Below are 24,883 nucleotides of genomic sequence, written 5' to 3' on the forward strand. Positions count from 1 at the left end.
GTGCCTCTCGATTACGATAGCTGAATACAGTATTCGAGATTGTCAGGACGTGTTTGAGATTCGCACATCGTCAGGAACTGTGTCATCATGTGGCACGAGACGGTTTGCTACGCGTAACAAAACATCTCGGGGCGAGTAGTCCCGGGTAATGCAAGATACGGGTGAAGACAGTGGTGACGAACAGGGCGTCGCCTCGAGCGCGGCGGTCCTGGTGACGGTGTTGGTCGTGCTCGTCGCGTTCGGCGTGACCCTTGCCGTCGTCGGCACCGGGCTCTCGCCTGGAGAGATGTCGCCCGCCAACGATAGCGAGATCGAGACGCCCACGAACCTCACTGAGGAGGACAACGAACCGGTCAACCTCGGCGAGGAACTCATCGGTAACGAATCGAACGAGAGCGACGATCCGGATGACTTCGGAGACGAAGGCAACGCTACTGACGAGAACGAGGACGAAAACGGCGAGGACGATGCAGACGATGAAGACGTAACCGAGGACGAAGAGGGAAATGAGAGCGACGGGACAGACGATGACGCGACGGACGACGACGCCGATTCGGTGACCGACGATACCGAGTCGGACGACGCTGCGGATGAGGGCCTGGAGGAAGGGAGCGATACGGACGACACGTCCGACGGTGACGACGATATCGAAGACGCAGATGATGGGACTGCCGGCGGAGACGATGATACCGGAGACGACGACGGCATCGTCGATCGGATCACCGGCTTTTTCAGCGATATGCTCAACTTCGGCGACGATGACTAACTGATCGGCTGGCGAGCACCAGCGTCTCTCGACTCCGTTCGTCCATTCGAGAAGCCCGGCACGACGGTCCTGTTTTCTGCCGCTGAAAGCCGATTTTGGATCCGAGGTGCGGTGGTAATACTCGATATCCTGTTCGGAAACGATAGAAACAGTCTGCCGATTCGGCGGGTGATTACGACACTCCATTGCCCTATCCTGACCCGCATTCGTCGTTTTCGCGGCTCTACAATGACTGAACGGTACTGAACTCGTGATAGTAACGCCCCGAAACCAAAGATTGCCTCCTCATTTATTTCCTATTATTCATAGGGGATTAAACCCTGCGAAAGAACGGCGCTATCGGCTCTGAGCCGCCTGCTGTCTGCTTGTCATAACAAAGGGGTCTTCTCGCGTCTGCTCTCACCGTACCGAAGTTATGAGAGACACGAGTACGAAACAAAACGGACGGATAGCGGGAGCTAAATCGAAACGAGTGTGGGGGGCGGTCTTGCTTGCCTTCCTGGTAGTAATTGGTCTCACGGTCGCGAGCGTTGGCGGCGTCGCCACCTCGCAGGAGACGGCGCACGATTCTCTGTTAATCGAGAGCGAGTGCGTGGACGACGCGGGAACGATCACGGTCACGAACCCGAATGACGCGGCAGCCGAGACGAACGTCATCTGGGAGGGTACGCAGTCTACGATTCAGGTGACTGCCGAAGCCGGATCACAGACTGACGGCACAGCGGATCGAGCGCTCGCAACCGAACTCGATCCCGAGTCGCTGAACGTGACGATCCCGGCCGACGAGACCGTCACGATCAGCGGACTCGAGGACGGCACCTACGAGTTCGCAGCGGTCATCGACGGGAAGGAGCTGACCCTCGACGGGAAGGAGCTGACCCTCGAGTGTGGCGCTGATCACGCAGATAAGACAACGACGACAACGACCGAAGAGGTCGACAAAGCAGTGGCGGAGAAAGATGACAAAGTAGTGGCGGAGAAAGACGACAAGAAGGACGCCGACGAGAAGGACGAAAAGGACGACAAGAAGGACGCTGACGAGAAGGACGAAAAGGACGTCGACGAGAAAGACGACAAGAAGGACGCTGACGAGAAGGACGTCGACGAGAAAGACGACAAGAAGGACGCTGACGAGAAGGACGTCGACGAGAAAGACGACAAGAAGGACGCTGACGAGAAGGACGAAAAGGACGTCGACGAGAAAGACGACAAGAAGGACGCTGACGAGAAGGACGTCGACGAGAAAGACGACAAGAAGGGACGCCGACGAGAAGGACGAAAAGGACGAGAAGGACGACAAGAAGGACGCTGACGAGAAGGACGAGAAAGACGACAAGAAGGACGCCGACGAGAAAGACGACAAGAAAGACGCCGACGAGAAGGACGAGAAGGACGAAAAGGACGACAAGAAGGACGCCGACGAGAAAGACGACAAGAAGGACGCCGACGAGAAAGACGACAAGAAAGACGCCGACGAGAAGGACGAGAAGGACGAAAAGGACGACAAGAAGGACGCTGACGCCGAAGACGATACGGAGAAGAAAGCTGCCCTGTAAGCTCTAACCGGCTAATCACTGACTCTTTAGATCCGATGCTGCACCCGTCGTTTCGGGAGTCAGTTTCCCACCGCAGCGTCGGTCCGAACGCCAACTGGCCGAAAGAAGTGACTTTTTATCCCGGCGCTACGTTCCGCGCCACATGCGCATCGCGTTCGTCTCGATCGACACGGTACACCACCGCGATACCGAGACGAACCAGCGGTTTCAGACAATTCTCGAGGTCCTCCGCGATCACGGCCACGACGTTCACTGCTTCTGTGCCAGGTTTTGGAACGACGAGTCGCCGACGCTCGAGCGAGACGAGATTACGTACCACGCGGTGACGGATGACGTCGACGCACGCCGCTCGTTCTGTCTGCGACTGCCGTTCGATCTGGCGGCCGCGGGGGCCGACGTCGTTCACGCGAACGCCCAGCCCGCGACGGCGGTGCTCGCGGCCGGGTGGGGCGCGACGCTCGCTCGTGCGCCGCTGCTCGTCGAGTGGTACGGGGACGGCGGCGTCGCCGACGATCGGTGGACGCGACGAGCGACGAAACGCGGTGCCCGGCTCGTCACTCCGTCGGAACTCGTCGCCACGTGGGTCCGCGAGCGCGGAGCCGACGGCGACGACGTCGAGACCGTGCCGAACCCGATCGATATCGACCGAATCCAGTCGGTGACACCGGGGGACCGAGTCGACGTGGTCTACGCCCGCCGACTCGACGAGGGGGCGAATCTCGAGAGTTTACTGCTCGGACTGGCGGAACTTCGCGGCCGAGACTGGTCCACGACCGTCGTCGGTGACGGCCCGGAACGGGCGGCCTACGAACGCCTCGCGAGCGATCTCCGGATCGAGGACCGAATCACGTTCGTCGGCGACCTGTCGCTCGAGGAGCGCATCGCGGTCTACCGCGGCGCGCACGTCTTTGCCCAGACGGCCGAACATTGTGTGTTCCCGACGGAGATGTGCTGGGCGCTGGCGTCGGGCTGTGTCGGCATCGTCGAGTACCACGCCGACTCGAGCGCCCACGAACTCGTCGAGGGCTGGGACCGAGGCTTCCGGACGACGAGCGAGGAGGAACTGGCCGACGCGATACTCGAGGCCGGAAATCTGGAGTACCGCGAGTTCGACGACCGGTTCGCCGACTACGACGAGTCGGTGGTCGCCGATCGATATCTCGAGCAGTACCGGACGCTGCAGGACGAGCACGGACTGTTGTAGACCGATGTTTCGAGGACGACTGGGCAGCGGACCGTTCGTACAGAGATACCTATATGTTCGTTCGCGAGCAGAACCGGATATGGACGACGACTGTGAGTTTTGCCGAATCGCCGCCGGTGACCAATCGGTGCACGTACTCTACGAGGATGACCGAACGATCGCGTTTCTCGACGCCAACCCGGCGGTCCGGGGCCACAGTCTCGTCATACCCCGCGTCCACGAGCCGGAGTTGTTGGCGCTCGAGGACGGAACGTCGACGGCTATCTTCGAATCGGTTCGGACAGTCGCGGCCGCGTTAGAAGCGGCACTCGATCCCGACGGCTTCAGCGTCTTCCACACCAGCGGTCCGCTGGTTGGGACCGTCGATCACGCACACGTCCACCTCCTGCCGCGGACCGCAGACGACGACGTCTCGCTCTCGCTACCGCGGGACCGGCTCGAGTCCGACGATGCGTCGGAGCTGGCGACTCGCGTGCAAGAATTACTCTAACTGCGACGTCGATCGTTGGTGGAGTGTCGTTTCTGGGGAGGAGTGACAGCGGTCGACCAATTACAGATCGAACTTCGATGCCGCGGTCCCCATGTCTTTGTCGCCGCGCCCGGAGAGATTCACGAGGATGGTGTCGTGGTCGCCCTTTTCGGCGAGTTGGATCGCCCGTGCAATGGCGTGGCTGGACTCGAGGGCCGGAATGATCCCCTCCGTTTCGCTCAACTCGCGGAACGCGGCGAGCGCTTCCTCGTCCGTAATACCGGTGTACTCACAGCGGCCCACAGCGCGGAACATGGCGTGTTCGGGGCCGACACCGGGGTAGTCAAGCCCGGCGGAGACGGAGTGCACCTCGACGTTGTCGTCGATCACTCGAGTACGCATCCCGTGGATGACGTCGTCTCGTCCCTGCGCGAGCGGGGCCGCGTGTCGACTCGAGTCGCTCCCCTCGCCGCCGCCTTCGGCACCGTAGAACTCGACCGGATCGTCCCGGAAGGCGTGGAAGAGCCCGATGGCGTTCGAGCCGCCGCCGACGCAGGCGACCGCGGCGTCGGGCAGGTCGCCCGTTCGGTCCTGAAACTGCTCGCGGGCCTCGCGGCCGATGACGCTCTGGAAGTCCCGGACCATCCGCGGGAACGGGTCGGGCCCGACGACGCTGCCCACGAGATAGTGCGTGTCGTCGACGTTCTGCGCGAAGTCCTCGAGCGCCGCGTCGACGGCGTCTGCCAGTCCTTCGTCCCCGCGGGTCACCTCGTTGACCTCGGCGCCCATCAGCCGCATCCGGAAGACGTTCATCTCCTGGCGGGCGACGTCTTTCGAGCCCATGTAGATCTCCGTCTCGAGGCCGAGCAGGGCTCCCACCATCGCTGTCGCGGTTCCGTGCTGGCCAGCGCCCGTCTCGGCGATGAGTCGATCCCGGCCGGCGTGTTTGGCGAGCAGCGCCTGCCCGAGACAGTTGTTGATCTTGTGTGCGCCGCCGTGAAGCAGATCCTCGCGCTTGAGGTAGATTTCAGCACCGTAGCGCTCGCTCAGATTCGCCGCGTGGTACAGCGGGGTCGGCCGGCCGGCGAACGTCTCGAGTACGTCGTCCAGTTCCGCCTGAAATGCGTCGCTTTCGGCGACGTCGTCGTGGGCCGCCGCGAGTTGTTCGAGCGGTTCCAGCAGCGGTTCCGGGACGTGTCGCCCGCCGTAGCCCTCGAATGCGCCGTCAGACATACGTCGAGAGTGGAACGCCGGTGACAAATACGTTCTGTACGATCGGGGCGACAATCGGCGTCTCCTGCCAGCTTCAGCCTTATCCGACCGTTCGTGGTAGGGGGCGACCTGCATTAGCCATGTCTCCAGCGAGTCCCGACGCGAGTCGACGAGTGAGCGAGGTGACGGCAACGTGAGAGTCTCGAGTCTCCTCGCGGGCGAGCGTTCAACGCCGCCCGCGCTGCCGAACTTCGATTCGACGACGGTGTTCGTCCGGGCCGCGGCCAGATACCTTCGGGGCGAGGAATTCCCGGGTCTCGGGATGATTCACCCCAAACTGACGCCGGTCGCGGCGCAGTTGAACCACCTGCCCCGGAAAGCGCGAACCGGAATCTACACCCGGGGCGGCGCGAACGAGGGCGTCTCGCCCGACGACCTCGGCGACGTCGACGTCGAGACGTTTCGGGAGTGGGTCGTCGACCAGTACCCCGAGAAGGGCTACCCCGCAGTCGTCGTCGGCTCGAGCAACGGCGCGGCGGTCTATCTGGCGGCCATGCTCGGCGTCCCGTACCTGCCCCAGACGTTCCTCGTCCCGGTTCGTCGGGACATGGACCCCGACGCGATCCGCGAGGACATTCACTGGGGGATCGAACACGCCAAGCCGTTCCTCGAGGCGAACCCCGACGTCTCCGTCCACCAGATGCACGATCCGAATCAGGATCGGCTGATGGTCCAGAAGCTGGCCTACTTCCGGACGAAATCCCGCACGTTGGGCGACGCCTACGAGGCGTTCATCGACACCGTGCTCTCGTCGGACGGGACGATCATCTCGCTCGAGTGCGAGTACGACTGGCCGAAGATCGAACTGGGCGACCGTCACAGCTTTCAGGTCGGCGGTCTCGGCGGCCTCGAGCCGGAGGAGTACTACGAGGGCAGCGAGAAAGTCGCTGGCTTCCTCGCACGACAGGACGCCGGGATCCGCGAGTGGGACGTTCCCGAGACCGACGGTCGACTGCCCGAAGCTGAGTGGGGGTTCGATACGGCACTCCGGGACGACCTCGAGCGAATCGCGGTCGAGCAGGGGTACGACCTGCGTCGGCTCTCGTTCGACGACCCGCGGGATCTGAGCCCGTTCGTCGCGGACTGGTACCGGGAGCGCTACGCCGAGCGGGACCGGCCGGTCGAACGCCTGTTGGTCCAGTCGTTCGCGTTAGTCGAGCCGTGGTGGACCATCCGAACCGGCTCGGTTCCCTACTGGGCCGCGTTCAACACCGAGTCCGACGCGGACTTTCTGGAGGAGTACCTCCACAACACCGACCCCTACGAGGAGGTCCGGGCGACGCTGTTCGGCCACGGTGTCGAGTCGGCCGGACTGGCCTCGACGGATCGTTGGTTGGAGGTCCTCTCGAACGCGCGGACCGACTACGGGTTCGTCGGCGTCGATACCGACGAGTTTCCCTACGACATCGAGACGCACGTTCGCTACCATCGGGATCTGCCCGAGGAGATCGAGGACAGACACCCACACTTGCCGCCGCTGTCGTTCGATCGTTTCGACTCGATCACGAGCGATATCGTCGACGAGTACGCGATCGAGTGGGACGAGAAATCGGAGTTCTGAGAAGCGGGCGCGCTATCGGTCGGCCGTCGCGGATTCCGTCGTCGACACACCGCCGGATTCGGTGTACTCGACGGCGGTGTGACCCTTGACAAACTCCCGTGTTCGTTCGTGTTGTGGGTTCTCGAAGAACGATCGGGTGTCGTTCGCCTCGACGAGTTCGCCGAGATAGAGGAAGACGACCTCGTCGGCGAGCCGTTTGGCCTGATCCATACTGTGAGTGACCATGATGATCGTGTACTCCTCCTTGAGCGACTCGAGTGTTTCCTCGACCGACTCGGCCGAGATGGGGTCGAGCGCGGAGGTGACCTCGTCACAGAGGAGGACGTCCGGCTCGACGGCCAGGGACCGAGCGAGACAGAGGCGCTGAATTTGGCCGGTCGATAACTCCGCCCCGGGGGTATCGAGTCGGTCCTTGACCTCCTCCCAGAGGTTCACTTTCCGCAAGTAGGTCTCGACGAGGTCGTCGAGTTCCTCCTTGGAGTCGTACTCGCCGTGGATCTTCACCCCGTAGGCGACGTTCTCGTAGATCGACAGCGGCAACGCCGTCGGCGTCTGTGGCACGTAGCCGATCTGTTTGCGGATCTCTGGCACCGGATCGTCGGTGTTGTAGACCGACTGCTCACCCAGATGTACGTCACCGGAGACCTCGGCGTGGGGCTGGATCTCGTGAAGCCGGTTCAGCGACTTCAACAGTGTCGATTTCCCACAGCCCGAGGGGCCGATGATGGCCGTCAGCTGGTTCATCGGGAACTCGAGGGAGACGCCCTTTAGCGCGTCTACTTCGCGATCTCCGACGTACGTTACGGCGAGGTTCTCCGTGGTGAGTGCAGCGTTCGTGGTCATGAGTGGCGACCTCCTGGGGCGTACCGTGCGTATCGCCCGGCGAGCAGTTTCGAGACGATGATCAGGCTCAATACGGCGACGATGAGGACGAACGACGCCGCGTAGGCATGCGACCGAACTTCGGCGTTGAACGACATCGCCTGATCGAAGATGAGAACCGGCAGCGTCGTCGCCCCCTGGAATGGGCCGCCCGGCATGTTCGTACTTCGACCGGCGGTGAACAGCACCGTCGCGGCGTCGCCGATGCCACGAGCGAAGCCCATGATGATTCCGGCGATGACGCCCGGCAGTGCCGCGCGGACGGTCATAACTGCGGTCTCGAATCGCGTCGCGCCGAGTCCGTACGTCGTTTCCCGGACGGCGTCCGGTGCGGATCGCAACGCCTCGTCGGTGTACCGAGTCATGATCGGGTACTGGAAGATCGCGATGGCGACGATCCCGAAGAACAGGCTCGTTCGGGCGCCGATCGCGATGATCACCGTCAGGACGAACACCCCGTAGACGATCGGTGGCGTCCCCCAGAGCACGTTCAGGAACATGTTCACCGCGTCCGAAAAGCGCTCGCTCGAGTAGTCGCTTTGGAGATACATCGCCGTCGAGACGGCGAGTACGGCCGAGACGACGGTCGCCGGGCCGACGATGAAGATGCTCCCGAGGACCGCATGGAGGAATCCGCCGTCACCCTCGAGCATGTATCGAGAGCCCGGCGGCGTGATCGCGATCGCCGGATCCGTGAGGAAGACGCGGCCGCCCCTGAAGATCGTCACGGCGACAACCAGTATCATCACGGCGACGACGAGCGCGGCGGCTCCGCGGGCGAGCGCACTGAAGAGCCGCTGCTCGGTGTAACGGTCCATTAGAACTGCCACCTCTGTTGGAGTCGTTGCCGGAGGAGCATTGCGCCAAAATTGAACAGCCAGACGACGATAACCAGCATGAGACCGACGAAGATCAGTGCCGACTGGGTGAGCGGCAGCGACATCAGTTCACCGAAGTCGTTGACGATCAGCGTCGGGAGCGTTTGTCCCGTCGCGAACGGCGAACTCGGCAAGTGGGTCTGCCCGCCGATGAGCATCGCCGGAACGATGGTCGCACCGAAGACGCGACCGAAACCCAACAGAACGGCCGAGAAGATACCGGGACCGGCGGCCCGCAGCAGGACGATTCTGATCGTCTCCCACTGCGTCGCGCCGACGCCGAGCGAGGACTCCCGGAGTTCGTCCGGCAGCGCCTCGAGTGACTCGACCGATAACGAGATCATAAACGGCGTGACGACGATCGCCATCACGAGACTGACGGTGAAGATGCCGAGCCCGGTCGCACTCGAGCCGACGGCCGGTGCGAGGTAGTCGCCGACGAAGGGGACGACCACGATCAGTGCGACCAGTCCGAAGATGACGCTGGGGATCGCTGCGAGGACGTCGATGAACGACGAGACGAGCGTCTTCGCCCGTCCCTCGGCGTATTCGGCGATGTAGATCGCTGCGAGGATCGCGATCGGCGTTCCCATGGCCATCGTGAGAATAGTCACGTATATCGTGCCGACGATCGCCGGCAGGAAGCCGAACTCGTTCTGTGCGGGGTCCCAGTTCGACGACGTCAGCATCTGGACCAGCGAGTACTCCGAGAGCAACGGCAGCGACTGGTAGAGCAGCGTCAGGACGATCAGGACGAACAGCCCGATAGCAAAGTATCCCGCACCCCGGAGCCAGTGGCTACTCAGCCGCTCCGTGAGCAGTCGCCGACCGAGGCGACCGTCGCTGCGTGATTCCGTCGTCTCCGCCATCGGTTAGCTTACGGCCCCTCGGCCAGGTTGTCCTGTGCCTCTTCGAGCCTGTCGTCCTCGAGCGGGACGTAGCCGTTGTCTCGAACGAACTCCTGTCCGTCCGAGAGGACCCACTCGACGAACTCGCGGGCGTCCTCGTCGAAGTCGCCGTTCGACGCGAGGAACATCTCACGGGCCGGTGGTGCGGGATACTGTCCCGCTTCGACGGCGGCGAGGAACTCGTCGCGGGTCTCGTAGAAGTCCTCCTCCTCGGAGAGTTCTCCGTCGCCGTCGCGGTCCAGCGGGATCGGACGAACGTCGCCCTCGAGTTCGCCGCTCTCGAGGTCGTAGACGTAGTTGATATTGTTCAGCGAGATCGCGTTCTCGTTGCCAGCGATGGCCTCGGCGACCTGCTGGTCGCCGTTGTGGTTTCCGTCCGAGAGGTTCTCGAGTTCGTTTTCGCTGTAGGCGTCGTCTTCGCCGCCGAGGAAATCGCCCCACTGTTTGTACGCGGCTGACGCATCGGAGCGACCGTAAACGGTGATCTCTTCATCGACATCGGCGTCGACGACCTCGCCCCAGGTATCCACTTCCTTGGTGAAGATGGCCTCCATATCCGCTCGGCTGAGCCCGTTCTCCTGCAGTTCGTCGATGACCGGGTTGTCGGCATTGACCGTTCCGACGACGGTGTCGATGAGCATCGGGACGGCGAACAGTCCTTGATCGACCTCTTCGCCTTCGGGTTCGCGCCCCATCATCGCAATGTCGACCTGGTTGTTGAAAACGTCCGAGACGCCGACACCGGTCCCCCCGCCGGAGATATCGAACGATGTGTCGGTTTCGTCTCCGTAGATGTCCGCCCATACTTCGACCATCGGTAGCGGCCCGACTCCGCCGGAGATACGGACGGTGTCGCCCCCATCGAGAAACGACGTACAGCCGGCGAGCGACGCTGCCGAGCCTGCTCCTGCAAGTTGCAATACAGAACGACGTGAATAGGTTCGTTCCACAGTTATCCGGGATTGCCGCTAGGGGCTTGTATGCCCTCGTTAGTCAGCAATTCTTCGGATTATCCCCCGAAGCCGGCAAAGCTCTCGATGTCGTGCGTGTGTAACTCACACAACCGAAATTACCACTCTTTTCAAACAGTAACCCGGGGATACAGACGCGTTATTCGCCGAATGACGGGGGCTCGCGAAGGGGACTAATCAATGCGCGAATGACTTCTCGAGGAGGTGATCGGCGAACGGCGTCCGGGAGGGTCGGCGAATCGTCGCTTTCGCCACCGTCGGCCCGATACGCCGACGTGGAAGATATTGCCGACACCTTCGACACAGTTGAACCGGTTCCGAAGTCACAGGCTATCGATCACCGATCGTCGCCCGAGACGAGAATTCGTCCCGCACACGATGCCGGTTTGCCACCTCGTCGTCTTGAACAGACGCCGATCGCCCCCTAAAATAGTACCAGTAACACCGCAAGCGAGAGGGAACTGGTGGCGATCAGCGCCAGTAGAACGACGAGAGCGGGAGTCATACCGGTGTTCCGGAGATCTGCGAGTCGAATTTCGGTCCCGAGGCCGACGAACGCGAGCATGAACAGCCAGTGGTAGGCGTTCTCGATCGAGGCCTGCTGTGCCGACGAGAGAACGCCCACACTCGCGACGAACGCCAGCGCGAGAAAGCCGAGGACGAACTTCGGAAACTCGTCCCAGAGCGTTCGGGCGGAGGGGCGGCCGCTTCCCTGGCTCCGAGCGTAATAACTCGCGTACACGAGCACGACAACGCCGATCAACGCGTTTCGGGAGAGCTTCGTTACCGTTGCCCACTGTCCAGCCAGGTCCGAATGGGCGAAACCGACGGCGACGACCGGGCCCGTCGAGAACATGCTGATGCCGGCCCAGATCCCGAACACCGTTCCGGACAGCCCCAACAGATCGCCAAGGAACGGATAGACGACGATCGTGATCGCGTCGAACAGCAACACCGTCCCCGCCGCGTACGCGATCTGTTCCTCTCGAGCGCGGATCGCTCCGGCGACCCCGACGACCGCCGAGACGCCGCAGATGCTCGCTCCGGCCGCGAGCAGCGAACCTAATCGGTCGGGTAACCCGAAGACGTTCCGCGCGAGCAGTTCGACGGCGACGAGGGAACCCCCGACCGCGGCGAGTAGCAAGACGAGGACGGGTGCGCCGACCTCGAGGACGGTTTCGACCGAGATCGACGCCCCCATGAGAACGATGCCGGCACCGAGCCACAGGTTGTGCGTCGCGATCCCTGCCTCGAGTCGCGCGGGAATACCGACGGCGTTTGCCGCGAGAACACCGAGCGCGATCGCGAAGAGCAGGTGGTTGACGCCCAGCGCCGTCGCGAGCGTTCGCGCCACCAGCGCGCCCAGACAGAGCGCGAACAGTCCCGGAAGGAGTCGTCGAACGGCCATCTCGTCACCAGGGGATCTGTAGCTCGAGCGCACCGATCAGCGCGACGATCACGCCACCGACGACGACACTCTTCCAGTCGCGCTCGAGCGCCGACCAGCGCGCTGTCAGCGAGTCGACGAACGACCGATAGTCATCGCTCGACATGTATTCGACCTGCACGGGCCGTCGCAGTTAACCGTTGTCTATCTCGTCGAAGATAGGAGCAAGCGTTTCTTCTTTCTGTGACGTGGCTCCCCGGATATTAATGAGGGATGCTGACAGGCACCAAGCATCGCGGCGATCTACAGACCCAGGGGGTGGGTTCCGGCTCGAGGCTGTTCGATCCAACGCTGCAGCCGATAGTGAACGGAATGGCGATGTCTCAGTTCGTTCGCCGGTGGTACTCCGTCCACAGCGCCGCGGCCACGGTGAAATCCTCGGCGCTCGCGTAGCCGCGCTTGACGTAGGGCTTGCCCTCGAGCGTACAGACCTCCAAAAAGTTCCCGTAGGGCTCGAGCAGCGCCTCGACGCGCTCGATCTCCTGCCGAGCGCGGTCGTCGTAGCCGTACCGTCGGAGCCCGACGGCGTACATGAGGCTGTTCCAGGGCCAGACGTGATAGTGGTAGTCCCGGTGGAGGACGAAGAAGGGGTGGACCGCCGCGTGCGAGAACGGTTCGGCGCGCATCGCCAGCCCGCGCGGCGTCTCGAGACGCTCGAGCGAGGAGACGATCGCGGCCGCGCGGTCGTCGTCGACGACGCCGAGATAGAGCGGGACGACGTTGGCGTCGCAGGCGAGGACCGACTGACCGCCGCTACGGTTATTGCCGTCGCCGGAACGGCGACCCGCGCCGCGACGTTCGTCGAAGTAGCGGCCGTTCCAGAGCTGCGAGTACAGCGCCGCTCGAATAGTCGACGACTCGCCCGTAAACGTCGTCTCGACGGATCGCTCCTCGAGTCGTTCGACTGCGGCGAGCAACATCGCGGTGTTGTACGCCTCCCGGGGGCCGGCGACCGAATCCCACCAGGAGCTTCCTGACCCGATGACGAGTCCATCGGTGACGAACCGCTCGCGGTGGACGGCCGCGAGGTCGGCGACGGCGTCGGCGTGCTCGCGAAGGCAGCCACACTCCGCGAGCAGTAAGACGAGCGCGGGGAACGTGTCGACGCCCTCCGCCGGCGACGCCGCGTGGAACCGATCGTGAAAGTCGGTGTAAAATACCGAGCTGTCGGAGAGCTGGTCGACGAGCCACCGTCCGGTTTCGGCGACGGCCTCCTCGTATCCCGCCGCGGAGAGCCCGCGAACGCCGAACGCAAGGTCTCGCGGCCAGACGCCGCGGAAGTGGCCGCCCGCTTCGAACCCCCGTTCGGCCCGGTCTGCGAGGATCGTCTCGGCCGCGCGCTCGAGCGAGCCGTAATCTCGAAACCCGTATCGGCGTTTCTCGACGTAGTGGGCGAGCCGTCGCTGGAGCTCTCGAGCGTAGTAGCGGCCGGTCCGAACGGTCTCCATGATCCGTCCAAGGGCATGCGTTCGGAAGTGCCACCCGGCTGCACAGGATGGCGGTCCGCGACTCGAGCACCCGTCGCGGGCGGTGCGGTCACCGCGAGTACCGACGAAATCTGCGTCTACTGGTCGTCTGCACGCATCGGCAAGCCGTCCCCGTAACCGAATCCCCTATCAACACGGCGAGCAATACCTCGGGGTATGACAAAGCGGTACGTCTCGCTTCCCGACGAGGCGGAAGCGGGAATGCGGGAGTTCATCGACGAGGTCGATCGACGGCTGTCGAGCGACGAGGACACGTGCGCCGTCGTCGAGGACGTCCTGATCGATCTCTCGGGGGATCGCGAGGCCTACGAACGCTGGCAGGCCGGCGAGTCGATGTCGGCCGCTGAGCGCGTTCGACTGCAGAGCTACGATCCCTGTAACACCACCCTCGAGAGCGAGTACTACGCGGAGAAGGACGAAGAACGGTTCCGTCGATCGAAACATCTCCAATGGCTCTGGCGACAGTTCGACAGCCTGCCGATCGCGGACAACGTCGAGTTTGCGCTGCGGTTCCGTCGGATGCTCGCGAACCACCTCTTCGAGGAGTGTGGGGACGACTGCCGGTTCTTCAAGGGAATCACGTTCACCTACGGCCACAACATTACGATCGGGGACAACACGGTCATTCACGACGAGGTCCACCTCGACGACCGCGGGAAACTCACCATCGGCGACCGCGTCTCGGTTTCGGACGGCGTCCACGTCTACAGCCACGATCACGACGTCGTCGACCAGACCGCGGTTCGCAACTACCACACGGTTGTCGAGGACGACGTCCGGCTCACCTACGACGCGATGATCCGTGCGGGCTGTAAAGTCGGCGAGAACGCCATCGTCGGCGCGCGCGCCATCGTCCAGCACGACGTTCCCGCCCATCACATCGCCATCGGCATGCCGGCCAAGAGCGTCAAGATCAAACCCGGTTGGGCGGACGCCGCGATCCCCATCGAGGACGCCGGCGTCAACCGTCAGGAGCAGCGACGCATCGAGTACGACCTCCCCGACGATCTCGAGGTCTTCGACGAGTTTGGTCGCGATCTGTAGCGAGGAAGTCGCTTCCGACCTCGACCTCGTTTTCCCCGCCACTGTCGTTGCACACCCACCAGCAGACAGTATATTCGTCCCGACACGACTCTCTCCTTGCGGTGATGCAGGGAATATCCAAGTGCCTTGAGAACTAATACCACGGTGATGGAGCTCTGGGGCTGGCTCATCGGCTACGTGGTGCTGTTCACCCTCTTACACCTGCTACTGTACTACGTGTATGCGAAAGGGGAGGACAGCGAGAACGCCGGCGCGCCCAGCGAGGGCACCGGATCGCCGTCGTTCGCGGATCCCGACCGCGCGAGCCCTCACAGCTCGCCCGGTCCCGACCGCTACCCCAACGCAGCGGACGACGTCGACGACCCCGAGGAGTTCGAGGAGAGACAGGACCTCGAGTTCGACGGCGAGACGATTCAGTGTCCACACTGCGGCGCGCGCAACGAGGCCGATCAGACGTTCACTTACTGCTGGAACTGCATCTCGACGCTTCGGCGGTGAGTCGTCGCTCGAGTTCGGGAACCCGCGGGTCCCCTCGGCGATAACCGACCGACGAATGGTCGTAAATAGTAATAGTCAGCAAAACAGATTCGAATACCGAGGGGATCTCTCCACGTTCGGCCGGTAATGAACGGTTACGCTTTTGGTCTCCGAAGGGTGAGAGTGACACGACGACGAACAGGTATGTACAGACAGAACTCCCCGCACGTCTCGCAGTCCCGCTCTCCACCGGTGTATCGCGCGATGCACGACCCGTCCGGTCCGGCGACGATCAGCACGACAGTCGTTCACGCGCTTTCCGACTGCCTGGGTGTCGATGTCACCGACAGCCGACTCTCGCTCTACGACAGCGTCGATCCCGACGCGCTCGATGCCCTCTTTCGGCCGCGCCACGACGGCCGCCCGCGACACGGCGGCACGCTCTCGTTTACCGTCCGCGACCACGCCGTCACGGTCGACAGCGACGGCGAAATTCTGATCGAACCGCCCGTACGACGGTAGCGGTCGGCGGTTCGAGTTCTCATACTCTTACGTAGAACCAATCTCGACGACCCCCACGGAGCCGCGGCCGCGATCAGTTCTCGAGTTCGTCCGCCAGTCGGGCGAGATGATCTACGCCGACGACGGCGACGACGTCGCCCTCGGTGGTCGCTTGGAGGTCCTCGAGGCGGTCGACCATACACCGCTCGCGGGTCTCGTCGCGGTAGGCGAGCGCGCTGTCGTCGGTTTGGACGCTGCTGAGCAGCGCCTGCACGCCGGCGACATGCGAGCGCTCGTGGTCGGCCTGTCGCTCCGGCGAGTCGTCGTGATCGCAGTCGTACTCGATCGGATCGTCGCAGGTGATCGTCATCGACGTCGCGTGGGTCAGTGTCGCGGCGACCCGGCAGGTTAGCGCCTCTCGCGTCGCGCCGCCGAGACTCGAGATGACGCGTTTGGCCGTCGACGTCGAGACGCGGTCGGCGACCAGGCGCGTTACGAGCCGGCGCAGGAACGACCAGTTCGGGGCGTCGATGCCGACGATGTCGGCGTCCGGCGCGGCGCGGATCGCCGCGCTCATTTCGCCGCCGAACCGCGGCGGCGCTTCGTCCGAGCCGTCGCGAGCGTAGGCCCGGTAGAGGGGAAGGGCGGCCGTCGGCAACTCGAGAGCGAGTGTGTCGGGCGCGACGGACTCGAGGACGCGCTCGACGCGAGCGATGCTTGCGGGGTGGTCGTGGACGACGCCGAGGAGGAGATAGTCACCCGACGGTCCGGTCACCCGCCGACAGAACTGGGGGGTGATCCGGGGGTCGTCGAACGACGCGGCGACGGAGGGAGATTCGTCCATTGATCGACTGGTAATACGTGACTACCGGCATAACCCTTCTGTTGTCGTCGACTACAGGCTGGCGTCAGACGCGCGTTCTCGGCAGTAAGGAGGACATACTCCTACGATCGTGGCGTGTTCCGGCGTAACTGTCGGATGGGAGACGGGAACGGTTTTGCCGCTTTATTGTTCGTGCATCCTTGCGACTGATATCCGGTTCGGCCACCGGCCTGCCGATCGTCGGCGGACTGCACTCGACTGCACGACGCCCGATCGGTTCGGCGCGTGGGCGGACCGCTGGCTAACCAATGACCAAGGAGACGCTCACCAAAACCGACGAGGGAAAACGGGTCCTGAACGCCGACGGGACCGAAATCGGCCGACTCGTGGACGTCCACGATAATCGCGGCTACGTCGAACCGGATCCGGGCATCGCGGTGACGATCAAGGCGAAACTCGGCTGGGCGACGAAGAGCGAGGACGCCCACCCGCTTGATGAGGGTAGTATCGAATCGATCACCGACGATGCGGTCTATCTTCGGGGCACGCTCACCCGCTGAGCGAGCGCCGTCTCCTCGCGAATCGGCTCGAGGATCGATCGCGGAGAACGAGTCGATAGTCAGGTTACGGAGAACGAGTCGACGACCAAGTCACGGAGTCACAGATCAGGAGGCTGATCGAGCTTTACACGCCGGTACTGTACCGCAGGATGCCGGCAAAGCCGCCGAAGGCGTTGTAGAGCTGTTCGCCCTTCTCGAAGTCCGTCGAAATGAACTTGGTTTCGGTACCGCGCTGTTCGGCAATCTCGATGAGGTGGTCGATGGCGTCCTCGCGGTCCTCCTCGGTCGCCTCGACGTCGGAGCCACAGTCGGTACAGGTGTGCGAGGGCGTATTCTTCCGGCGATCGACCACTTCGCGGTCGGTGTTGTCACACTCGCCGCAGTCGTAGGTGATGACGTCCTTCCGGAGGTCCTCGCTGATCAGAAGCCGATCGACCGCCCCCATCACGAGGTTTCGCCGAGTCTGCTCGAAGCCGTAGGTCGCGAGGTCGCCCGCGTTGAGTTGCTTGAAGAACTCCTCCATCTGCTTTTTGTCCTTCATCACCTCGGCGTCGGCCAGCGCCTCCTCGGCGTTGTCGACCAGATCCTTCAGGCCGGACTCGTCGGTGTAAGCGACGTCGAATTTACCGATCACGCTGTCCTGAATCTCGTGGTGGAGATAGTCGCCGTCGAGGAACTCGTCTTTCGTGGGTGAGGGACCGCCGACGAGGATGCCATCGATCTCGTGGCGTTTGGCGACGAACAGGTCGTTCGCCATGCCGGCCACCTCCTGATAGAAGTTGTCGATGGCCTCGAGTCGCAGACGAGCGAATCGCTGGGCAGACTGGCCACCCTTTCGCTGCTTGCCGGGGACGAGCGAGGAGGCGGATTTGACGGGTTCGATGCGTTTGCCCTTCAGCCAGCCGACGTTCGCCTCGCGTCGGTCGAGGACGATCAGGCCGTAGAGGCCCTGGTCCGCGAGCATGTGCTCGAGGGGCTCCGTCAGGAAGTCCGAATCGCAGTGATAGCGGAACGACTCGACGGGTTGTGGCGGACTCTCGAGGACTCGAGTGACCATCTCGGTTCGGCCGCCGCTGGAGTCGACCGCACCCGAAAACAGGACGAGTCCGTTCTCCGGCGGGTAGGTGTCGTAGTACCGGAGTCGGTCCTTGATACTCGTCAGCGCGTCCTGGACGGCCGTCCGGGTCTGCTTGGACTTGATGTTGGCCGCCTCGCTGTGTTCCTGCGTGACGTGCTGGACGACGTCACTGATCTGTCTATCGTCGGGCACGTAGATCGTTACGAGCTGTGTCCCGGAGCCGTCGAAGTCCTTGAGATCCTCGATGACCTTCCGGAACTCGTATTTTTTCCGGTCGGATTGCTCCTGCTCGCCCTCCTGGCTCATTGTCCGTACAAAACGGTGCTGTGGGTAAGAATCCTTTGACACACCTGTCGACGTGATACTGACTGGCGGGAAGCGAATCCGGGGCGATTGCGGTCAGGACTGTGTCACTATCGCATCGATAGCGGGACACAACTCGCGTGCCGACGTGACGATTTAAGGTGCTCCCGTTCTACAGTCCGTACAGTACTTGAGTATGTCTCACGAGACGGTCTATGCTATTGCGAGCGGGAAAGGTGGCGTCGGCAAAACGACGACGACGGTGAACCTCGGTACGGCCCTCGCGGAGGCCGGCGAGCGCGTCGCTGTCGTCGATGCCGACCTCGGAATGGCGAACCTCGCCGGGTTCGTCAGCCTGTCCCCCGACTCGACGACGCTTCACGACGTGTTGTCCGGTGGCGCATCGATCGACGACGCCACCTACAGAATCACAGAGAACATCGTTGCGGTACCGAGCGGTACCAGCCTCGACGAGTACGCAGACACCTCTCCCGAGGGGCTCAGCGATGTCGTCGCGGAGCTTCGGGATCAGTTCGACTACGTCTTTCTCGACGTCGGCGCGGGTGTCAGCCACGAAACCGTCCTCCCGCTCGGGCTAGCCGACGCGGTCATCCTCGTCTCGACGCCCGAGCCCGCGGCCATCCACGACTCGAAGAAGACCCTCGAGCTGACCGAACGCGCCGGGGGCGCGGTCGCCGGACTCGTCCTCACGCGAACCCGACCGGACAGCGACGTCTCCTACGACGAGATTGCCGCCCGACTGGAGACGCCGCTGCTCGGAACGATTCCCGAGGATCCGGGGGCCCGCGAGAGCGTCTACGCCGGCACGCCGCTGGTCGTCTACCGTCCCGACGGGCCGGCCGCCACCGCCTACAAACGGCTCGCGGCCGACCTGGCGGGAATCGAGATTCCGACCACTGCGACCGAACCGAGTGTGGAGTCCGACGGCGACCAGTCGCCCGGCGATATCGACCAGTCCGACGACGATATCGACCCCGACACGGACACTGTCGACTCGAGTGACGGTTCGACGGCCGACGACGACGACTCCGGCGGTCGAGAGGCGGCTCACGACGATGTCTCGAGTGCGATCACCGAGGCGGAGTCGGATAGCTAAGCGCAGAATCTGGATTTTCGCTCGGTTTCACGCTCACGAACGGTCCCGATCTCTCAGTAAGGGGCTCCTGTCCGATCGTATCACCGGGAAAACCGCTGGGAGACGGGCAACGGCGACCGTCTCGAAATCACGACATTCCGTCCAGTTAGTCTGTACAGAACGGAGTAATGACCGCCATCCGGAACGGTTTCTTCTTGATTCGACGGTGAGGCCACGTTACACCGGCTGTTCCGCCGTTTTCCGTTGGTATTCACCCACCATCACGCGCTGCAGACTATAACGAACTGATTACTAATCATATGCGTTATCGATGGTTCGGCCATGGAGCGACGAAAAATCCTCCTCGGCAGTGGCGCAGCGCTCGCAACCGCACTGGCTGGTTGTTCCGGTAGCGAAACAAGTGACGGATCGGATGACGATGACGACGGCTCCGATCCGGATCCCAACGGAAACGACAAAGAAAACGGCGACGACAACGGCGACCACGACACCGACGGAACCGACACGGACGACGTGCCCGGCTTCGACGGGAAGAAACTGGACGTCGACAGCGACGTGATATCGGTCAAAGCGATCGAGAAGAAAGGCGACAAACTCGAGGTCCTCGTCGAGACGGAGATCACCGACCACGAGAAACTGTACGCCGAACTGGAATCCATCGCGGACGACCACGACGACGCGGTCGTCGATCCCGAGGCGTTCGTGGCCGAAATCAAGACCGTCGAGTGGATCATCGAACACGACAAAACGACGGTCGCCGCGTTCTACGTTAGCGTCGACTGGATCATCAGCTACCTCCAGAACGAACTCTCGCAAGAGGAGTTCTACTACAAGGTCAAGCAGACGGCCGAGTGACGGAGCGCTCGAGCGACTCGCGGCCAGATACGGCGACTCGACTTTTTCGGACGATGACCCGACTAGCGGCGAGTACCGGCCGAGCCGGTCCGTCGACGGCCCGCGTGTACTCCATCGTGACGACTCGACGGCTGGTACCGGCGACCGACGTAGCGTTCTGATCGGTCGCGAGCGCTGTAGCCGCGATCGACGGCACGCAGTGTGGCGGCCGAACCCCGAGGCCCCCATCCGAACGGGGACTCCCGTGAGTACCGCGACCGATCCTCGAACTGCGAGGAAACTACTGTTACATCGAGCGCGGCGGTTCGACGCCGAGGATCGACAGCGCGTTCGCGACCGTGTGTTTCGAGGCGGCCACGAGCGCGAGTCGCGCCTCGCGGATCTCGGGATCGACATCGTCGGCCAGCACGGGACACTCCCGGTAGAAGCCGTTGAACCGGTCGGCGAACGTGCGCGTGTAGGTCGCGATCTGGTGGGGCTCGAGATCGTCGGCCGCCTCGTCGACGACCGCCGGGAATCGGGCGATCGTCTCGAGCAGGTCACGCTCGGCCTCGGTCGCGAGTAAGTCGGCCTCGAGCGACTCGAGTTCGATATCCTGCGTCGCGAGACCGGTTTCGGGATCGAGTCCGGCTTCCTCTAGAATACCACAGCAGCGCGCGTGGACGTACTGGACGTACGGCGCCGACTGGGCCTCGAAGTCGAGGGCCTGCTCCCACTCGAAGGTAATCGCTTTCGTCGGCTGTTTGGAGACGATGTCGTACCGGACGGCACCGATGCCGACCTGGTGGGCGATTCGCTCGATATCGTCCTCGTCCAGATCGTCGTCGCGAATGCGGTCGTCCAGGCGGTCCTCGACTTCCTGTCGCGCGCGGTCGATCGCCTCGTCGAGCAGGTCGTCGAGGTCGACGCCGGTGCCGCGACGCGTGCTCATCTTCCCCTCGGGGAGGTTGACGTAGGAGTAGAGCACCTGCCGGAGATCGCTCGTGTCGTTGTCGAGGAGTTCGAGCGTCGTTTTCAACTGGCGGGCCTGCAACTTGTGATCCTCACCGAGTACCGTGACGGCGCGGTCGTACTCCTCGAACTTCCACTCGTGGTGAGCCAGGTCGCGGGTCGCGTACAGCGAGGTACCATCCGACCGCAGGAAGACGAGATTCTTGTCGATGCCCTGGTCCTCGAGGTCGAGCTGCCAGGCGTCCTCCTCGTAGACGGCCTCGTCGAGTTCTTTCAGGCGCGCGACGAGGTCGTCGGTGTCGCCGTTGCGCATGAACCGCGTCTCCTTGACGAACTCGTCGAACTCGGCGGGAAGGCGCTCGAGACAGCCCTTCATCCCCGAGAGCACCTGATCGACGACCTCGCTGACGCGTTCGTAGGCCGACTCGTCACCGGCCTCGAGCCCCTGCATGATCGACTCGATTTCGGCTTCGGCGGCCTCGCGGTCGGCCTCCGAGGCGTTCTCGAGGTAGGCGTTGCCCTTCCGGTAGTAGCGCACGAGATCGTACTCGATGCGGTCGCGTTCCGGCTCACCGTCGAGATCCTCTTCGTCGAAGGTCTCGTAGGCCCACGTGAAGACGGCCATCTGCCGACCCGCGTCGTTGACGTAGTAGTGGCGGTCGACATCGTAGCCGGCGATATCGAGCAGATTCGCGACGGCGTCGCCAATGATCGGGTTTCGCGCGCGGCCGACGTGAACCGGCCCCGTCGGGTTCGCGCTGGTGTGCTCAACGACGACGCTCTCCTCGCGGTCGGAGAGCGCGCCGTAGGACTCGTCCGTGCCGGCCGTTAGCGTCTCGGCGAAGTAGGCGTCGCTCGGCAGGAAGTTGAGATACGGGCCCTGCGTCTGGATCTCGGCGACGTAGGTCAGCTCGTCGGCGTCGATCACGTCGGCAATCTGGCCGGCGACCTGCGGCGGCGGCGCGCCGGCCTCGCTGGCGAGTCGGAATGCCACGCTCGAGGCGAGCACGCTCTCGACGTCTTCCGGCGGTTCTTCGATCCCGAGGTCGTCAGTCGGGAACTCGAGTTCGGAGAGCGCCCCCTCGAGGGCGGCCTCGACCTCCACGCGTAAAGAGAGGAACATACCCGCTCGTATTCAGGGCTCGAGTAAAGGAATGTCGGGTTTCGCTCGCGTCGCGGGATCGTTCGTCTCCGTTTCGAGATGGACCGTCTCCGTTTCGAGGTCGCTCGTCACTCGCTTGCTGGATCGCCGGTCACTCCGTCCTCGATCCGTCGAACGAGAGTTCGGCGGGGAGTTCGGGCTCCGGTTTGGTCCCGTCGGTCACGAGTTCGGCCTGTACCTTCTCGATCAGCAGATCGACTGCCATCCGGTTCGCGCCCTCGGGAATAATAACGTCCGCGTTCTTCTTTGTCGGTTCGACGAACTGCTCGTGCATCGGTTTGACCGTCCCGAGATACTGTTCGATTACACCCTCCAGATCTCGCCCGCGATCGATGACGTCGCGTTCGATCCGTCGCAGAATCCGGACGTCCGCGTCGGTCATTACGTACACCCGCAGATCGAGCATCTCGAGGATGTCGTCGTCGTACAGCGAGAGAATGCCCTCGAGGACGATCACGTCGGTCGGCTCGACCGTGACGCGCTCGTCCTTGCGGTTGTGGATCTCGAAGTCGTACTGGGGCATCTCGACCGCCTGACCCATGAGCAGGCTGTTGAGGTGCTCCTGTAGGAGTTCCCACTCGAAGGCCGAGGGGTGATCGTAGTTGATGTCCGCTCGCTCTTCGAAGGCGAGATGCGAGAGGTCCTGATAGTAGTTGTCGAGCGGGATACGGGTGACCGCTTCGCCGACCGTTTCGGCGACGGTCCGCGAGACGGTCGTCTTCCCGGCCCCCGTCCCGCCGGCGATCCCGATGACGAACGACGGTATGCTCATCGTCCGATGCTGGGTCGGATCGCTATTGAATCCCCTGATCTCGAGTCGAGTCGGCTGAGACAGTGTCTTTTCGATGACACACTGCAGCCTCGCGCGATCGCTACCGAATCACGCCACAGCTTCGCTAACCGTCACTCGAACCACACCGCAGCGTTGCGAAACCGCTGCTCGTGGATCGGTCGGAACGTCTTCTCCGAGGCGTCGAACTCGGCTGGCGACCAGAACCGGGCCGCACTCGCGTCGCTGCCGGCCGTCGGTTCGCCCGTTGCGTCGGCCCGATCCGCGACGTAGTGAACCGTCAGCACGTGTTTGCCGTCCCGCGGTGGCATCGTCGTCGCGTCGAGGAGTTCGAGCGCACCGGGATCGACGACGACACCGGTCTCCTCCTCGAGTTCGCGAACCGCTGCGGTCTCTGGGTCTTCGCCGATCTCCATGTGGCCACCGGGGATCGTCCAGTCACCGACGCCCGGCGGGACGGCTCGCTCGACGCAGAGCACTGCAGGGGTTTCGCCCGACCGATCGACGACGGCAACGCTCGCACAGGGGACCGGGTTGTGCCAGACCACGTCCTCGCAGGTCGGACAGCGCTCGCGCTCGCGGCCGTCGAACGCGGTCGTCTCGAGAGACGTGCCACAGTGAGGACAGAACTCGGCTGGACGGCTGACCATCTACGATGGTGTCCGCACCGGGGGTATCAAAGCGTTTTCAATCCGAGACCAGTCAACGAACTGCTAGCTAGAGCGTCTTGAGTCCGCTTCCGGTCAGCGGCACGACGACGTCCGCGTCGTCCTCGAGGACACCCATCTCTCGGTACTTCTCCAGTGCTGCGGGCGCGACCGCACAGGTCGGTTCGACGTAGAATCCGCGGCGATGAAGGCGGTCGAGCGCGCTCTCGACGGGATCCGAGCCGAGCGCGATGGCGTCGCCGTCGGTCGCCTCGATGGCGCTGAGAATTTCGTCCTTGCGAGCGGGTTCGGTGATTTTGATACCGTCTGCGATGTCCGTACCCTCACCGTCCTCGTCGGTTGTCGCGCCGCCGAGTTCGTCGACGATCGGTGCGTAGCCCGCCGCCTGTGCACCGAGCAGTCGGGGCATACCGTCGGTAATTCCAGCTTCCTCGAGCAGCGAGAAGCCGCGATAGGCACCGAGGAAGAGCGTCCCGTGACCGATCGGGAGCACGACCGCGTCGGGGACGGTCCAGCCCTGCTGGGCGGCGATTTCGAACGCGAACGTCATCGTACCCGCATAGAAGGCGGGGTTCCAGGCGTGGCTGGCATACCAGCCCTCACCGGCCTCCACAGCGTCGATACAGGCGTCGGTCACGTCCTGTCGGCTTCCCTCGATCCGAACCGGACGCGCGTCAGCCCGCTGGATCGTCATCAGCTTCGACTGCTTGACGTCCGCCGGAACGTAGATGTCCGCCTCGATTCCGGCGCGGGCCGCGTAGGTCGCGATGGCGGCCCCGGCGTTCCCCGAGGAGTCCTCGATGACCTTGTCGACGCCGAGTTCGACCGCTCGCGAGAGCGTCGTCGTCGCCCCGCGGTCCTTGAACGATCCCGTCGGGAAGACGTACTCGAGTTTGAACTGGGCGTCCCACTCGGGGGCCTCGACGAGGGGTGTAAAGCCCTCGTGGAAGGTTACGTGTTTCTCGATCGGCAGGAACTCGAAGAACGTCCAGAGTCCGTCGGTGGTATCTAAGCTGTGCAGTGGGAGCGGGTCGCCTTGTGGATGCGGGCGTTCTGTGAACTCGAGGGCGTGGCCGCAGTTACAGCGCCACGGCTCGTTCGGTCCGGCTTCGTAGACGATGTCGCAGTTCGGACAGGTGAGATCTGCAGGCAT

25 protein-coding genes are annotated in these 24,883 nt (G+C 63.3%); 11 read left to right on the forward strand and 14 right to left on the reverse strand.

The features are described 5' to 3' along the window. Positions 1-148: 148 nt before the first annotated feature. The 4 genes from NATTI_RS0112990 (at position 149) to NATTI_RS0113005 (ending at position 4,016) form a co-directional block, all read left to right on the forward strand. The gene (locus NATTI_RS0112990) at positions 149-766 is read left to right on the forward strand and encodes a hypothetical protein (protein WP_006089897.1); all 618 of its coding nucleotides are present in this window, start codon (positions 149-151) and stop codon (positions 764-766) included. A gap of 472 nt (positions 767-1,238) precedes the next feature. Then, positions 1,239-2,078 carry a hypothetical protein gene (locus NATTI_RS26105; protein WP_027119149.1) on the forward strand — a complete coding sequence of 280 codons (840 nt, stop codon included), beginning with the start codon at positions 1,239-1,241 and terminating at the stop codon, positions 2,076-2,078. A gap of 386 nt (positions 2,079-2,464) precedes the next feature. Next, positions 2,465-3,526, forward strand: a complete 1,062-nt coding sequence (locus NATTI_RS0113000; protein ID WP_006089899.1) for a glycosyltransferase family 4 protein — start codon at positions 2,465-2,467, stop codon at positions 3,524-3,526. A 79-nt stretch (positions 3,527-3,605) separates the two neighbouring features. Continuing rightward, positions 3,606-4,016 carry an HIT family protein gene (locus NATTI_RS0113005; RefSeq protein WP_006089900.1) on the forward strand — a complete coding sequence of 137 codons (411 nt, stop codon included), beginning with the start codon at positions 3,606-3,608 and terminating at the stop codon, positions 4,014-4,016. A gap of 60 nt (positions 4,017-4,076) precedes the next feature. Here the strand turns inward: NATTI_RS0113005 and trpB are convergent, their stop codons facing one another. Continuing rightward, the gene (gene trpB / locus NATTI_RS0113010) at positions 4,077-5,228 is read right to left on the reverse strand and encodes a tryptophan synthase subunit beta (RefSeq protein WP_006089901.1); all 1,152 of its coding nucleotides are present in this window, start codon (positions 5,226-5,228) and stop codon (positions 4,077-4,079) included. 172 nt (positions 5,229-5,400) lie between these two features. Here trpB and NATTI_RS0113015 point away from each other — a divergent pair, with 172 nt between their 5' ends. Further along, positions 5,401-6,828 carry a hypothetical protein gene (locus tag NATTI_RS0113015; protein ID WP_006089902.1) on the forward strand — a complete coding sequence of 476 codons (1,428 nt, stop codon included), beginning with the start codon at positions 5,401-5,403 and terminating at the stop codon, positions 6,826-6,828. A 12-nt stretch (positions 6,829-6,840) separates the two neighbouring features. On the opposite strand, the gene NATTI_RS0113020 is transcribed toward NATTI_RS0113015, so the two are convergent. The 7 genes from NATTI_RS0113020 to NATTI_RS0113050 all read right to left on the reverse strand — a co-directional run bounded on the left by NATTI_RS0113020 (position 6,841) and on the right by NATTI_RS0113050 (position 13,362). Further along, a complete protein-coding gene (locus NATTI_RS0113020) occupies positions 6,841-7,671 on the reverse strand; it encodes a phosphate ABC transporter ATP-binding protein (protein WP_006089903.1) in 831 nt (276 codons plus the stop codon). After that, a complete protein-coding gene (locus NATTI_RS0113025) occupies positions 7,668-8,528 on the reverse strand; it encodes a PstA family ABC transporter permease (RefSeq protein ID WP_006089904.1) in 861 nt (286 codons plus the stop codon). The genes NATTI_RS0113020 and NATTI_RS0113025 overlap by 4 nt, the downstream gene beginning before the upstream one ends. After that, the gene (gene pstC, locus NATTI_RS0113030; RefSeq protein ID WP_006089905.1) at positions 8,528-9,457 is read right to left on the reverse strand and encodes a phosphate ABC transporter permease subunit PstC; all 930 of its coding nucleotides are present in this window, start codon (positions 9,455-9,457) and stop codon (positions 8,528-8,530) included. The genes NATTI_RS0113025 and pstC overlap by 1 nt, the downstream gene beginning before the upstream one ends. A gap of 8 nt (positions 9,458-9,465) precedes the next feature. Then, a complete protein-coding gene (locus NATTI_RS0113035) occupies positions 9,466-10,446 on the reverse strand; it encodes a PstS family phosphate ABC transporter substrate-binding protein (RefSeq protein WP_027119150.1) in 981 nt (326 codons plus the stop codon). 445 nt (positions 10,447-10,891) lie between these two features. Then, on the reverse strand, positions 10,892-11,875 hold the full coding sequence (locus NATTI_RS0113040) for a YeiH family protein (protein WP_006089907.1): 984 nt from the start codon (positions 11,873-11,875) through the stop codon (positions 10,892-10,894). 4 nt (positions 11,876-11,879) lie between these two features. After that, complete coding sequence (locus NATTI_RS26550; protein WP_006089908.1) at positions 11,880-12,020, reverse strand: hypothetical protein; 141 nt, start codon at positions 12,018-12,020, stop codon at positions 11,880-11,882. A 217-nt stretch (positions 12,021-12,237) separates the two neighbouring features. Beyond that, positions 12,238-13,362, reverse strand: coding sequence for an MGH1-like glycoside hydrolase domain-containing protein (locus NATTI_RS0113050; RefSeq protein ID WP_006089909.1), 1,125 nt, complete (start codon positions 13,360-13,362; stop codon positions 12,238-12,240). A gap of 195 nt (positions 13,363-13,557) precedes the next feature. On the opposite strand from NATTI_RS0113050, the gene NATTI_RS0113055 reads away from it, so the two are divergent. From NATTI_RS0113055 to NATTI_RS0113065, 3 genes are all read left to right on the forward strand, one after another. Beyond that, a complete protein-coding gene (locus tag NATTI_RS0113055) occupies positions 13,558-14,445 on the forward strand; it encodes an acyltransferase (RefSeq protein WP_006089910.1) in 888 nt (295 codons plus the stop codon). Positions 14,446-14,592: 147 nt separating this feature from the next. Then, positions 14,593-14,943, forward strand: coding sequence for a DUF7577 domain-containing protein (locus NATTI_RS0113060; protein WP_006089911.1), 351 nt, complete (start codon positions 14,593-14,595; stop codon positions 14,941-14,943). A gap of 183 nt (positions 14,944-15,126) precedes the next feature. Further along, positions 15,127-15,444, forward strand: coding sequence for a HalOD1 output domain-containing protein (locus tag NATTI_RS0113065; protein ID WP_027119151.1), 318 nt, complete (start codon positions 15,127-15,129; stop codon positions 15,442-15,444). 73 nt (positions 15,445-15,517) lie between these two features. On the opposite strand, the gene NATTI_RS0113070 is transcribed toward NATTI_RS0113065, so the two are convergent. Next, positions 15,518-16,267, reverse strand: coding sequence for a TraB/GumN family protein (locus NATTI_RS0113070; protein ID WP_006089913.1), 750 nt, complete (start codon positions 16,265-16,267; stop codon positions 15,518-15,520). 287 nt (positions 16,268-16,554) lie between these two features. Between NATTI_RS0113070 and NATTI_RS0113075 the strand changes: the two genes are divergently transcribed. Further along, the gene (locus NATTI_RS0113075) at positions 16,555-16,806 is read left to right on the forward strand and encodes a hypothetical protein (RefSeq protein ID WP_006089914.1); all 252 of its coding nucleotides are present in this window, start codon (positions 16,555-16,557) and stop codon (positions 16,804-16,806) included. A 124-nt stretch (positions 16,807-16,930) separates the two neighbouring features. Here NATTI_RS0113075 and prf1 read toward each other — a convergent pair whose 3' ends face one another. Continuing rightward, positions 16,931-18,190, reverse strand: a complete 1,260-nt coding sequence (prf1, locus tag NATTI_RS0113080; protein WP_006089915.1) for a peptide chain release factor aRF-1 — start codon at positions 18,188-18,190, stop codon at positions 16,931-16,933. A 193-nt stretch (positions 18,191-18,383) separates the two neighbouring features. Between prf1 and minD the strand changes: the two genes are divergently transcribed. Next, on the forward strand, positions 18,384-19,304 hold the full coding sequence (gene minD, locus NATTI_RS0113085) for a cell division ATPase MinD (protein ID WP_006089916.1): 921 nt from the start codon (positions 18,384-18,386) through the stop codon (positions 19,302-19,304). Positions 19,305-19,625: 321 nt separating this feature from the next. After that, complete coding sequence (locus NATTI_RS0113090; RefSeq protein WP_006089917.1) at positions 19,626-20,159, forward strand: hypothetical protein; 534 nt, start codon at positions 19,626-19,628, stop codon at positions 20,157-20,159. Positions 20,160-20,445: 286 nt separating this feature from the next. Here the strand turns inward: NATTI_RS0113090 and argS are convergent, their stop codons facing one another. The 4 genes from argS to NATTI_RS0113120 form a co-directional block, all read right to left on the reverse strand. Further along, on the reverse strand, positions 20,446-22,233 hold the full coding sequence (argS, locus tag NATTI_RS0113100; protein WP_006089919.1) for an arginine--tRNA ligase: 1,788 nt from the start codon (positions 22,231-22,233) through the stop codon (positions 20,446-20,448). A gap of 130 nt (positions 22,234-22,363) precedes the next feature. Further along, positions 22,364-23,044, reverse strand: a complete 681-nt coding sequence (gene udk / locus NATTI_RS0113110; protein ID WP_006089920.1) for a uridine kinase — start codon at positions 23,042-23,044, stop codon at positions 22,364-22,366. Between the two features lie 131 nt (positions 23,045-23,175). Beyond that, positions 23,176-23,712, reverse strand: coding sequence for an NUDIX domain-containing protein (locus NATTI_RS0113115; RefSeq protein ID WP_006089921.1), 537 nt, complete (start codon positions 23,710-23,712; stop codon positions 23,176-23,178). A 67-nt stretch (positions 23,713-23,779) separates the two neighbouring features. Then, positions 23,780-24,883, reverse strand: coding sequence for a pyridoxal-phosphate dependent enzyme (locus tag NATTI_RS0113120; RefSeq protein ID WP_006089922.1), 1,104 nt, complete (start codon positions 24,881-24,883; stop codon positions 23,780-23,782).

Source organism: Natronorubrum tibetense GA33 (assembly GCF_000383975.1).
Taxonomy (GTDB): domain Archaea; phylum Halobacteriota; class Halobacteria; order Halobacteriales; family Natrialbaceae; genus Natronorubrum; species Natronorubrum tibetense.

Coding starts and splice junctions, on each gene's coding strand:
- NATTI_RS0113050 (WP_006089909.1), bottom strand. CDS start 13,362: ATGGAGACCGTTCGGACCGGCCGCTACTACGCTCGAGAGCTCCAGCGA.
- NATTI_RS0113005 (WP_006089900.1), top strand. CDS start 3,606: ATGGACGACGACTGTGAGTTTTGCCGAATCGCCGCCGGTGACCAATCG.
- NATTI_RS0113115 (WP_006089921.1), bottom strand. CDS start 23,712: ATGGTCAGCCGTCCAGCCGAGTTCTGTCCTCACTGTGGCACGTCTCTC.
- NATTI_RS0113120 (WP_006089922.1), bottom strand. CDS start 24,883: ATGCCTGCAGATCTCACCTGTCCGAACTGCGACATCGTCTACGAAGCC.
- NATTI_RS26550 (WP_006089908.1), bottom strand. CDS start 12,020: ATGTCGAGCGATGACTATCGGTCGTTCGTCGACTCGCTGACAGCGCGC.
- NATTI_RS0113000 (WP_006089899.1), top strand. CDS start 2,465: ATGCGCATCGCGTTCGTCTCGATCGACACGGTACACCACCGCGATACC.
- NATTI_RS0113060 (WP_006089911.1), top strand. CDS start 14,593: ATGGAGCTCTGGGGCTGGCTCATCGGCTACGTGGTGCTGTTCACCCTC.
- trpB (WP_006089901.1), bottom strand. CDS start 5,228: ATGTCTGACGGCGCATTCGAGGGCTACGGCGGGCGACACGTCCCGGAA.
- NATTI_RS0113075 (WP_006089914.1), top strand. CDS start 16,555: ATGACCAAGGAGACGCTCACCAAAACCGACGAGGGAAAACGGGTCCTG.
- argS (WP_006089919.1), bottom strand. CDS start 22,233: ATGTTCCTCTCTTTACGCGTGGAGGTCGAGGCCGCCCTCGAGGGGGCG.
- NATTI_RS0113025 (WP_006089904.1), bottom strand. CDS start 8,528: ATGGACCGTTACACCGAGCAGCGGCTCTTCAGTGCGCTCGCCCGCGGA.
- NATTI_RS0112990 (WP_006089897.1), top strand. CDS start 149: ATGCAAGATACGGGTGAAGACAGTGGTGACGAACAGGGCGTCGCCTCG.
- NATTI_RS0113070 (WP_006089913.1), bottom strand. CDS start 16,267: ATGGACGAATCTCCCTCCGTCGCCGCGTCGTTCGACGACCCCCGGATC.
- udk (WP_006089920.1), bottom strand. CDS start 23,044: ATGAGCATACCGTCGTTCGTCATCGGGATCGCCGGCGGGACGGGGGCC.
- prf1 (WP_006089915.1), bottom strand. CDS start 18,190: ATGAGCCAGGAGGGCGAGCAGGAGCAATCCGACCGGAAAAAATACGAG.
- NATTI_RS0113065 (WP_027119151.1), top strand. CDS start 15,127: ATGTACAGACAGAACTCCCCGCACGTCTCGCAGTCCCGCTCTCCACCG.
- NATTI_RS0113020 (WP_006089903.1), bottom strand. CDS start 7,671: ATGACCACGAACGCTGCACTCACCACGGAGAACCTCGCCGTAACGTAC.
- NATTI_RS0113090 (WP_006089917.1), top strand. CDS start 19,626: ATGGAGCGACGAAAAATCCTCCTCGGCAGTGGCGCAGCGCTCGCAACC.
- NATTI_RS0113040 (WP_006089907.1), bottom strand. CDS start 11,875: ATGGCCGTTCGACGACTCCTTCCGGGACTGTTCGCGCTCTGTCTGGGC.
- pstC (WP_006089905.1), bottom strand. CDS start 9,457: ATGGCGGAGACGACGGAATCACGCAGCGACGGTCGCCTCGGTCGGCGA.
- minD (WP_006089916.1), top strand. CDS start 18,384: ATGTCTCACGAGACGGTCTATGCTATTGCGAGCGGGAAAGGTGGCGTC.
- NATTI_RS0113055 (WP_006089910.1), top strand. CDS start 13,558: ATGACAAAGCGGTACGTCTCGCTTCCCGACGAGGCGGAAGCGGGAATG.